Annotated in this window: 6 protein-coding genes; 1 reads left to right on the top strand and 5 read right to left on the bottom strand. The window is 44.0% G+C overall.

What is annotated here, in order from left to right; translation table 11 throughout:
• The first annotated feature begins 134 nt into the window (after nt 1-134).
• The gene (locus JXR81_04540; GenBank protein ID MBN2754117.1) at nt 135-2,348 is read left to right on the top strand and encodes an O-antigen ligase family protein; all 2,214 of its coding nucleotides are present in this window, start codon (nt 135-137) and stop codon (nt 2,346-2,348) included.
• A 3-nt stretch (nt 2,349-2,351) separates the two neighbouring features.
• Here the strand turns inward: JXR81_04540 and JXR81_04535 are convergent, their stop codons facing one another.
• From JXR81_04535 to JXR81_04515, 5 genes are all read right to left on the bottom strand, one after another.
• On the bottom strand, nt 2,352-3,656 hold the full coding sequence (locus tag JXR81_04535; GenBank protein ID MBN2754116.1) for a tetratricopeptide repeat protein: 1,305 nt from the start codon (nt 3,654-3,656) through the stop codon (nt 2,352-2,354).
• A gap of 103 nt (nt 3,657-3,759) precedes the next feature.
• Nucleotides 3,760-5,772 carry a DUF2723 domain-containing protein gene (locus JXR81_04530; GenBank protein MBN2754115.1) on the bottom strand — a complete coding sequence of 671 codons (2,013 nt, stop codon included), beginning with the start codon at nt 5,770-5,772 and terminating at the stop codon, nt 3,760-3,762.
• Nucleotides 5,773-5,784: 12 nt separating this feature from the next.
• Nucleotides 5,785-7,530, bottom strand: a complete 1,746-nt coding sequence (recN, locus tag JXR81_04525) for a DNA repair protein RecN (GenBank protein MBN2754114.1) — start codon at nt 7,528-7,530, stop codon at nt 5,785-5,787.
• A gap of 12 nt (nt 7,531-7,542) precedes the next feature.
• On the bottom strand, nt 7,543-9,435 hold the full coding sequence (locus tag JXR81_04520) for a 1-deoxy-D-xylulose-5-phosphate synthase (protein MBN2754113.1): 1,893 nt from the start codon (nt 9,433-9,435) through the stop codon (nt 7,543-7,545).
• Between the two features lie 2 nt (nt 9,436-9,437).
• Nucleotides 9,438-9,917 (bottom strand): divergent PAP2 family protein, encoded by a 480-nt coding sequence (locus tag JXR81_04515; protein ID MBN2754112.1) that lies wholly within the window; start codon nt 9,915-9,917, stop codon nt 9,438-9,440.
• Nucleotides 9,918-9,921 lie beyond the last annotated feature (4 nt).

The raw sequence follows: 9,921 nt of genomic DNA, 5'->3' as shown, positions 1-9,921 counted from the left end.
TGTCCCTACAAAGACAAACCGATACGAGGACAAAACCATGCTAAGACTATGCTAAGAACTTATTTGAATTGACTAATATTTAAACAGTATTTATACTGTTATGAATTTTAAAGGATATGAAAACGGAGGAGAAAATGGCTAAAGACAAACACATTAAAGATAACAACTTGCCGGTTAAACCGGATGTTTATGGAAATATTATATTCTGGCTTTTGATGGCGGCGGTTTTTCTTGTGCCGCTTTACTTTAATATAAAGTCATACGACCAGTTTGAAATGCCGAAGCTTACCCTGCTTAGGATATTAACATCCTTAATGCTTGGCACCTGGCTTGTTAAGATATTCAGCGAAGGGCGCATTGAATACAAGCCCATGGTGCTGGACATCCCGATGCTTTTATGGGCTTTGATGAATATCGTCACTACCTTTACCAGCTTTTCGCCGCATTTAAGTTTCCGCGGCGAGTATGAAAACTTCGCGGGTTCCCTTTCCAACCTGAACTATGTGGCGCTGTATTTTATCGCCACGCAGTTTATAAAAACAAAAAAACAGGTAAATTACGCGGCTTTAACAATTGCTTTGTCGGGATTGTTTATCACAGTATATTCCCTGATGCAGTTTGCGGGGTATGATTTTATAAAGTGGAGTGATGCTTCCGTGATTAAAGGGCGGTATTTTGCCAGTATGGGAAACCCGAACTTTCTGGGCGCATTTATTATTATGGTGATTCCGATTACTGTCGCGTTTTTTATTCAGGCGGCAAAGGCGGGCAAAAAAGGCTACATGGCGCTTCTTGGGCTGCTGTTTGTGGGCGAATATATCGCGCTATTCGGAACCCAGAGCCGCGGGCCGTTTTTAGGTTTTGTTTTTTCAATGATGGTATTTCTGATATATGGAATAAAAGTGTTTCTTAAAAACAGCAGCCTGAACAGCGGCGGTATATTAAAAGCAGTAAGTTCGCATAAAATATGGATTGCCGCGGTATCTGCAGTGCTTGCGGCAGCCGTGATATTAAGTTTAACAGCCGGCAAAGACGCCACAAACAGAATTGTATCTTCAATCGCCGATATTCCGGGCAGTTTACAGCAGTCGCGCCTTCATATCTGGATTCCCGCGGTAAAAATGATTAAGGATAAACCGGTACTTGGTTTTGGGGTTGACACCTTTAAAGCGGTTTTTCCCGCGTACGAAGGGTCTGACTTCGCTCAGATTGACGGCGCCAATGTGTCGTCAAGGACCGCGCATAACGAACTTTTAAATATCGCCGCCACAATGGGGCTTATAAGCCTTGGAATTTACTTGATGATGATATGGCTCTATCTGCTTTCCTGGTACAGGTCTTTTAAAAGAATTGAAGAGTATAACTACAGGATACTTTCTCTTGGCCTTTTTGCGGCGTCTGTCGGTTACCTTGTTCAGAATATGTTCAGCTTTGGCGTCGCCGCCATCAATACCACTTTCTACCTGATAATGGCAATACACGCTTTGGATTACGCGTCGGTAAAAAGGCTTCCGGCTGCCGTAATAAAACTTTATGACCGCGAAAAAGCGGGGCTTTTTGCACCGGCGCTTATGTGCGGCGCCGCGGTGCTGTCAGTATTTTTATGTTTTAAGGCGTATAACGTTTACAGCGCTGATGTCAATTACAATATGGGCAAACTTTACGGTTCCCTTCACAACAGATGGGACCTTGCGGTTAAACAGCATGAAATGTCCGTTGAAAAATGCCCGGGTGAGGTTAAGTACCATGTGTATCTTGGGCTGGCTTACGAGCGGCTTGCCATGATGTATCAGGATAAAGAGTCCAAAGTAAAACTGCTGTTAATGGCGGAAAAGTCGTACAAGAGAGGGTCTGAATTAAATTCCATGAACGCGTATTACTGGGGAAATTCGGGAAGGGTTCATGCCCTTCTTGGCGAAATACAGGACCCGAAATATTTTACGCTTGCGGAAGAAGATTATATTCAGGCGGTAAAACGCGCCCCTGTCACCGCATTGTTTTATAACAACCTGCTTGACCTTTATCTTAAAACAGGCCGCGGCGATAAAATTATGCCTATGCTTGAAAAAATAGAGATGTATGACAAACAGCTTTCCGCGACGGCTAATTTTACACTGGGAAATATATTATTCGGAAACCGTGATTATACTAACGCCCTTTATCATTACAAACGGTCATTTGAATTTAAGCCGGATTTTTACGAATGCCTTTATAACATAGGTGTTACGGCGGCGACGCTGGGTCAAAAACAGGAAGCCATTGCGGCGCTTAACGAACTGCTTTTAAAGAAGCCCGATTTTAAGCAGCGGGAAGACGCGGAAAAAATACTTAAAGACCTTAAAAAATAGGTTTTAAATCTGTTTTCCGTATTTTATTTTTGTATCAGGGCTTTTGATTTTACCAAGATATTTTTTTGCTTTGGCTTTATTTCCTGTTTTCAGGTAAACTTCAGCCAGCCCCGCGGAGGCTTCTTTGTGACCCGGTTTATTTTTCAGCGCGGTTAAAAAATATTTTTCGGCATCTTTATATTTATCCTGCATAAAGGCGGTCCACGCAAGCCCCACATAAGAATCAGGGTCTTTTGAATCAAATTCCGCGGCTTTTTTAAAACTTTTCTCCGCTTCCGCGAATTTTCTGTTTTTGTAATGCACCCAGCCAAGGCCCACGTAAACATCATCATATTCAGGGTGAATTTCAAGCGCTTTTAAAAATGATTTTTCGGCGTCTTTTAACCTGTCAAGCTCCGAACACGCCCATCCAAGCCCTATGTGGGTGTCCGCGTACTGCGGGTTTAATTCCGCCGCTTTCCTGAAGTAACCTTCCGCGTCCAGCAGGTTGGCCCTGCTTACAGACCTTTTCTGATAATCCGACCAGCCAAGCCCTATAAAAGCATCGGGGTCTTTGGGATTCATTTCCGCGGCTTTTAAAAATTCTTTTTTAGCGTCGTCATAGCGGCCAAGTTTGTAATAAACCCAGCCCAGCCCTATGTAATTGTCAGGCTGATTGGGGCTTATTTCAGCGGATTTAAGGAAGTGTTTCTCCGCGGATTTAAAATCGTTCATAAAATAACATATCCATGCCTTGCCGGAACGCGCGTCCGAATATTCCGGGTTGATAAGTATCGCCGCTTTGTGTTCGGCGGCGGCTTTTTTTAAGTTTCCCAATGTGACATAGACGCCGCCAAGGCCGACGTGCGCTTCCGCGCATTTTTTTATTCCGGAAATTGCCATTTTATATTCTTTCTCTGATTCTTCAAGTTTATCAGAAGAAAAATAAAGGCGCCCAAGCATTAAAGATATGTACGGATAATCGGCGGAAGCTGTTTTTATTGTGGCTTTTGCTTCTTCTATATCTCCCCTGTTGTACTGTATATCGGCTATGCAGAAAAGAAAAAGGTTTTTATCTTTTGTGGAATGAAGGCCTTCTTTAAAATTTTCTTCCGCTTCTGTGAAATTGCCCGATGACGCAAGCAGTTTGCCTTTTAATAAAAGGGCGTCACAGTCTTCTTTATCGCTTTCAAGCGCCTTTTTTGCCGCTTCCATCGCGGCAGCACATTTCTTATCATCATCAGAAAAACTTATAAAACAGGAAGGCGCCGCACAGGATGTTTTTTTTCTGATTTCGCTGTCAAGTTTAAGAAATTCTTTTACAGTCACAGTTTGTTTCCTCCATGATTAAATTAGTTAAAACATATTAACAAAGTGAAGGATAATTGTAAATTGCAAACCGTAATTTATTATTCGGGCGGAATAAGGCTTATTACCGGGGATCTATCATCCCGCCGGATTTTAGAACCGATATTTTTGAGGCAATTTCCGCTCTGCGCTGAGCGCTGCTTTGATGCCTGTATTCGTATTCCAGCCATTTAATCATCTGCGGCACCGCCGGAGGCGCGGCTTTGCTGTAGATAAAGACCATAAGCCGTATTGCCTGAAAGTCATAAGGGTCCATAAGCACGGCTTTTTCCAGATAACTTAACGTTGCCGGCAGGTCCCTGGCGTCATAAAAGTAAACGGAAGCGATAAGTTTTATGATAACGGCGGCATCGGGAGCGGCTTTTTCCGCTTCGGTTAAGTACATGCGCGCTTTTTCGCCGTCATTGTCACGCATGGCATATTGGGCAAGCCGGCAGAAATACCTGGCTATGGTTTCCCTGTAGAAATAATCAAGCTTATGGCCGGTAAAATAATCCCTTAAAGTTATAAGTTTCATAACGGCGCTGTCGCCGGGAATGCTTTTGCCCGTTAAAGTGACGCTTCCTATTATGCCGTATTTGGCTGTGTATAAATCGTGTTCCGGGTACGCCATAAGGTCAAAATTATAAACTTTGCCGGGATTATCAAGCACAATTTTTGTCTCTATGCCCTTCTGCATTTGGGCTGTCAATGCCCGCCTTGGTATATGGCTGTAAATAGAATGGTCAAGCACATTGCCGTTAACATCATACGCTTTGATATCCCTGTATTTATTTTTTACATAATGCAGGTACTGGATGTTAAAGGAAGGCTGATCTGTTTTTGAAAATAAGATATCACCCGGCTTTAATGTTTTCATGATATTAACCGCGTGGTCATAAGCGAAGAATTTTCGCGCGTGATTGTTTGCGGGAAAGTTTGAAAGCAGCTGTATCACGGGGATAACAAGTACCAGCGACAGCGAAAAAACACTGTTTATCCCCTGTTTTTCTTTCAGTAAATTTACGGCGTAATAAAGCCCCGCGCCGCCGATGATAATCAGTATTATGTCATTTAAAAGGTAGAAAGCCCTGTTAACATAAATGAATACGGGCGAAAAAGTATTGTCGGTAAAATAAATAAGGGCGCAGTAGTTGACAAGGATAAAACCGGCGGATACAAAAAAAAGTTTTTTATTGTTTTTAAAAACCGCAATAAATCCGATTATAACGGGGATTAAAAAAACATTGTACTGTGTGAAAAGCTGCTGTATGTACAGGGTTGTTTTTAATACGGCGGAATTTAATGATAAAGGGACAGAAACGGCATTTAAGTATGCCGTTCTTTGTATGTGGTTCATAATATCGGTAAATGTGCTGATTTCAAACCATACAACGGATGAATGCGGTGAATGCCTTATAAACAGATAAAGATAAGGGGTGGCGGCCGCGGTCAGTAAAAGAAAGAAAGACGCGATAATGCTGCCCGGTTTAAGTTTTCCCCTGCCGGCGAAAAGGGCGGCTGATAATACGGCAATTACCAGGACAAGCGTGGTCTGGTGAAAAACAGGCAATAAACCGCAGGTGAATGCAAGAAAGTAAAACCATTTTATTTTTTTTGTTGATAAGTATCTGATAAGCGAATATAGCGCAAGCACATACCCGAAATGCGCCATTGTATAAATTCCGCCCTTGATATTAAGGCTTACTTCCCAAAAAATACCCGATAAAACATAAATAAGGGATGTAATTACCGCCGTAAAATTTAATACGCTGCCGGTTTCTTTAAAAGCCGGCTTTCCCCGCAGCAGCCCCGCGTATGATATAAACTCTTTGACGGTAAAATAAAGCATTATAAAAACAAGCACGGCAAAAAAGCCTGACATAAGATTCATTCTAAAAGCAATGTCGCCCGCCGGAAGATATGAAAACAGTTTTTCCATAAGCGTGAATAAAGGATACCCGGGCGGGTGCCCGATGCCAAGATTATATGCCGCGGCTGCCAGTTCCCCGCTGTCGCCGAAATATATCGTGGGCGGCGCGGTAAGTATAAATAGAAATAATAAAATAAGGGATATAACGGAAAGAATTACAGCCATGGCGCGCCCGCGCTATACGGCTTCATTTATTAAATCGCGCGCGGCATTAAGCGACGCGTCTGTAACGGTTTCGCCGCTTAAAAGTTTAGCCACTTCTGTCACTTTTTCTTCGGGCGAAAGCCGGTTAATAGCCGTGTGTGTTTTTCCGGACTGTGTGCCCTTTGTCACGGAATAATGGACGTCTGAAAAAGCCGCTATCTGCGGCAGGTGCGTGATGCAGATAAGCTGTTTGTTTTTTGAAATTTCTTTTAACTTTTTTCCTGTTGCCTGCGCCACTTTGCCGCTGATTCCTGTGTCTATTTCGTCAAAGACCAGGACAGGAATTGTATCGGCGCCGGACAGTATATTTTTAATTGAAAGCATTATCCTGGAAACTTCGCCGCCGGAAGCCACTTTTACAAGCGGTTTTAATTCCTCGCCGGCGTTTAACGATATCATGAATTCCACCTGATTTATTCCGTCGGCGGACAGTTTTACTTTTTTTCCGGCAAGGTCAACAAATATACGGCTGTTTTCGGCTTCGGGTTCGGTTACCCTTACTTCAAAAGAAGCTTTGGAAATCCCAAGCCCTTTTAATTCATCCTCTATCTTTTTGCCAAGTTCGGCTGATTTTTTATGGCGCAGTTCTGATAAGGCGATACACTTTGCGGAAAGGTCTTTCAGGACATTTTTTCTCTGCGCTTCCAGGGAAGATATGGTGTCTGAATTAAGTTCTGTTTTTTTCTTTTCCTCTTCCAGTTCTTTCGCGTAGGACATAAGCGCCGACACGCTGTCTTTTTTATATTTTTTCATAAGAGTCTCAATAAGTTCAATGCGCTCTTCGGTTTCGGCAAGCGCGTCCCTGTCAAATTCTATGGTGTCCACGTATTCAAGGAAAAAACTTTTGGCTTCTTCCGCTTTAATAAGCGCGTCGTCCACCATGGTTATTATTTCCTGCGCGGCTTTTCTGTCAATTTCACCCACCTCTTCAATGTGGGTTTTTGCCTTATCCAGAAGTTCTATCGCCCCGTCGCCTTCTAAATCAGCTGAGGCCGGGGATAATGCCTTAATTATTGAATTAACGGATGTTTTTAACGATTCAGAATGCGCCATTTTTTCGCGCCGCGCGTTTAAGGCTTCCATTTCTTCGTCCGACACCAGCGCCGCGTCTGTAAGTTCCGCGATTCTATAATTTAAGATGTCCAGTTTTTCCTGCTTTTCAGATTCAAGCGCGGTTAACTTTTTTATTTCGCTCTCAATTTCCATAAACCGCGCGTATAATTCCGATACTTTCATTACCTGCGGGGCGGACGCCGCATAGGCGTCAAGTAATCCTATGTGAACCTCGCTTTTTAACAGCGACTGGTGTTCGTGCTGGCCGTGAATGTCTATAAGCATTACCCCTATTTCCTGCAAAAGCGACAGCGAAGCCGCGTTGTTGTTGATAAATATCCTGCCTTTGGAACTGCGGTTTATCTCCCTTTTTATCACAAGGGTGTCTTCTGAAGTTTCTATTCCCGCGCCGTCAAGTTTGCTGTTAAGCAGCGCTTTTAAAGCTGAATTTTTGGTTAAATCAAACACGGCTTCAATTACGGCTTTGTCTTCGCCTGTTCGGATGTTTTCCACGTATCCGCGTTCGCCCAGCGCGATGTCAAGAGCGCCTATTATAATGGATTTGCCCGCGCCGGTCTCGCCGGTTAAGATATTAAGGCCGGGGTGAAATTCCACTTCAACCTCTTTTAAAAGCGCGTAATTCTGAATCTTTATCCGCGAAAGCATAAAATTAACCCCTTATTTGCTTTTAAAAAGCATCTTATTAATTTCTTTTAAAATACCGCCGCTGTCAAGCCCGCAGTCATGTTTTATTATGTTCATTTTTCCCTGCGCGGCAAAACGGTCCTGCATGGCAATTATACGCGATTCAAATTTGTTAAGCCCCGCCTGATGAAGGCCTGATATTAACGCCTGTCCAAAACCGCCTTCTATTCCGCCTTCTTCCACCGTTATAAGTTTCCCGGTTTTTGCAACGGAAGCAAGGATAGTTTTAACGTCAATTGGTTTGGCAAAACGCGCGTCAATAATTTCTATTGAAACCCTTTTGTTTTTTTCCGCCTGCGCCGCGGCTTTAATTACTTCCGGCAGCGGATGCCCAAGGCACACAATTGTCAGCGAACCGCCTTTCTTAATAATTTTAGCTTTGCCTATTTTTACGGGTTTATTGTCTTTGGCGTCAAATGTCCATGAATCGCCGCGGGGAAACCTGATGCTTACCGGCCCTTCGTTATAAGCGGCGGCGGCTTCAAGCATCTTTTCAAGCTCTGCCGCGTCCGAAGGCGCCATTACCACCATACCGGGCACGGAACGCATAAACGCGATGTCAAAAGCGCCGTGGTGCGTCGGGCCGTCTTCGCCGACAATACCGGCGCGGTCAAGCGCGAAGATTACCGGAAGTTTCTGCATTGCCGTGTCGTGAATAATCTGGTCGTAAGCCCGCTGCATAAAGGTGGAATAAATTGCAACGACCGGTTTAAAACCATCCGCGGCAAGGCCTGCCGCAAAAGTTACGGCGTGTTCTTCCGCTATGCCCACGTCAAAAAAACGCGACGGGAATTTGTCCCTGAACTTTGTTAAATTGGTGCCTTCTATCATTGCGGCCACAATGGCGATTATTTTTTTGTTTTTGGAGGCAAGCTGTACAAGTTTTTCCGAGAACACTTTGGAATAAGCCGTGCCGCATATTTTGGGTTTTACAGGTTCGCCTGTTTCCCTGTCAAAACTGCCTATTCCGTGAAACAGCGTGGGATTCTTTTCCGCCGGTTCATAACCTTTGCCTTTTTTTGTTATAACATGCAACAGCTTGGGCCCTCTTATCATTTTCATATTGTTAATGGCGAAACAAAGAAGTTCAATGTCATGCCCGTCTATCGGGCCGTAACACATAAAACCAAGGTCTTCAAAGATAATGCCGCGTGAAAAAATAGACTTAACCCCTTCTTCAAGGTGCTTGATTACGTGGGAAGCCGGCACGCCTATTTTGGGTATTTTTTCTATTACGTTTTTCGCGGACGCGCGCAGGTCATTATAGAATTTTCCGGAAATAATCCTGTTTAAATGCGTGGACAGCGCGCCCACAGTGGGCGAAATTGACATTTCGTTGTCTATAACCACTATAAGCATGTCTGTTTTTTCGGAACCTATATGGTTCATGGCTTCAAGCGCCATTCCGTTGGCAAGCGACGCGTCGCCTATTACGGCGGTCACATAATTCTTTTTATTGTTTACATCGCGGGCTTTGGCAAAACCCATTGCCGCTGAAATTGAAGTGGATGTATGGCCGGCGCCAAAAACGTCGTACCTGCTTTCATCCCTTTTTAAAAAGCCGGAAATTCCGCCGTATTGCCTTAAAGTTTTAAAGGCGTGTTTTCTGCCAGTAAGAATCTTATACGCGTATGACTGGTGCCCCACGTCCCATACTATTTTATCTTCCGGCGCGTTAAAGCATTTTAGCAGCGCTATGGTGACATCCACGGCGCCAAGCGACGAAGCAAGGTGGCCGCCCGTCACGGAAACAACGTCGGTCATGTATGAACGGACTTCGGCGGCAAGCGTGTTTAATTCCGCGGCGTCAAGTTTTTTTATATCTGACGGTAAGTTTACCCTGTTTAAAACGGTGTATTTTTTCATGATTACCAGTTATAAATAATGATGGACAGGAAAAGGCCTATAAGAATCCCGGCTATGGCTTCAAGGGGCGTATGTCCAAGCAGTTCTTTTAACCGGTTTGGCGAGAATTTCTGGTGTCCGAATTCATCCATCATTTTATTAAGCACTTCCGCCTGCTTGCCCGCGGCCCTTCTTACGCCCATAGCGTCGCTTATTACCACTATGCAGTAGCACAGCGCCACCATAAATACCGCCGAATCATAACCGGAATGCATTCCCACCGCGTTTGTAACGGCTATAACGGTTGCCGTATGCGACGACGGCATTCCTCCGGTTCCCACAAGAAGGTGAAAGTTAATCTTTCTGCACAGTATCAGGTGAAGTGCGAACTTGATAAACTGCGCCGCAAACCATGAAATAAAGGTGGTATAAAATATCTTGTGAGTTATTATAACAATTAAAACATCCCATAGAGCCTGTAATCCGTCAATAAATGAAGCCATTTAG

The organism is Candidatus Goldiibacteriota bacterium (assembly GCA_016937715.1).
GTDB lineage: Bacteria > Oederibacteriota > PGYV01 > PGYV01 > PGYV01 > PGYV01.
The sequence above is the reverse complement of the archived record's forward strand: the minus strand, read 5'-3'. Positions and strand labels throughout refer to the sequence as shown.

Bases quoted from the DNA above. Each gene is read 5' to 3' on its own strand.
- JXR81_04540 (MBN2754117.1), top strand. From the start codon at position 135: ATGGCTAAAGACAAACACATTAAAGATAACAACTTGCCGGTTAAACCG.
- JXR81_04530 (MBN2754115.1), bottom strand. From the start codon at position 5,772: ATGGCTGTAATTCTTTCCGTTATATCCCTTATTTTATTATTTCTATTT.
- recN (MBN2754114.1), bottom strand. From the start codon at position 7,530: ATGCTTTCGCGGATAAAGATTCAGAATTACGCGCTTTTAAAAGAGGTT.
- JXR81_04520 (MBN2754113.1), bottom strand. From the start codon at position 9,435: ATGAAAAAATACACCGTTTTAAACAGGGTAAACTTACCGTCAGATATA.
- JXR81_04515 (MBN2754112.1), bottom strand. From the start codon at position 9,917: ATGGCTTCATTTATTGACGGATTACAGGCTCTATGGGATGTTTTAATT.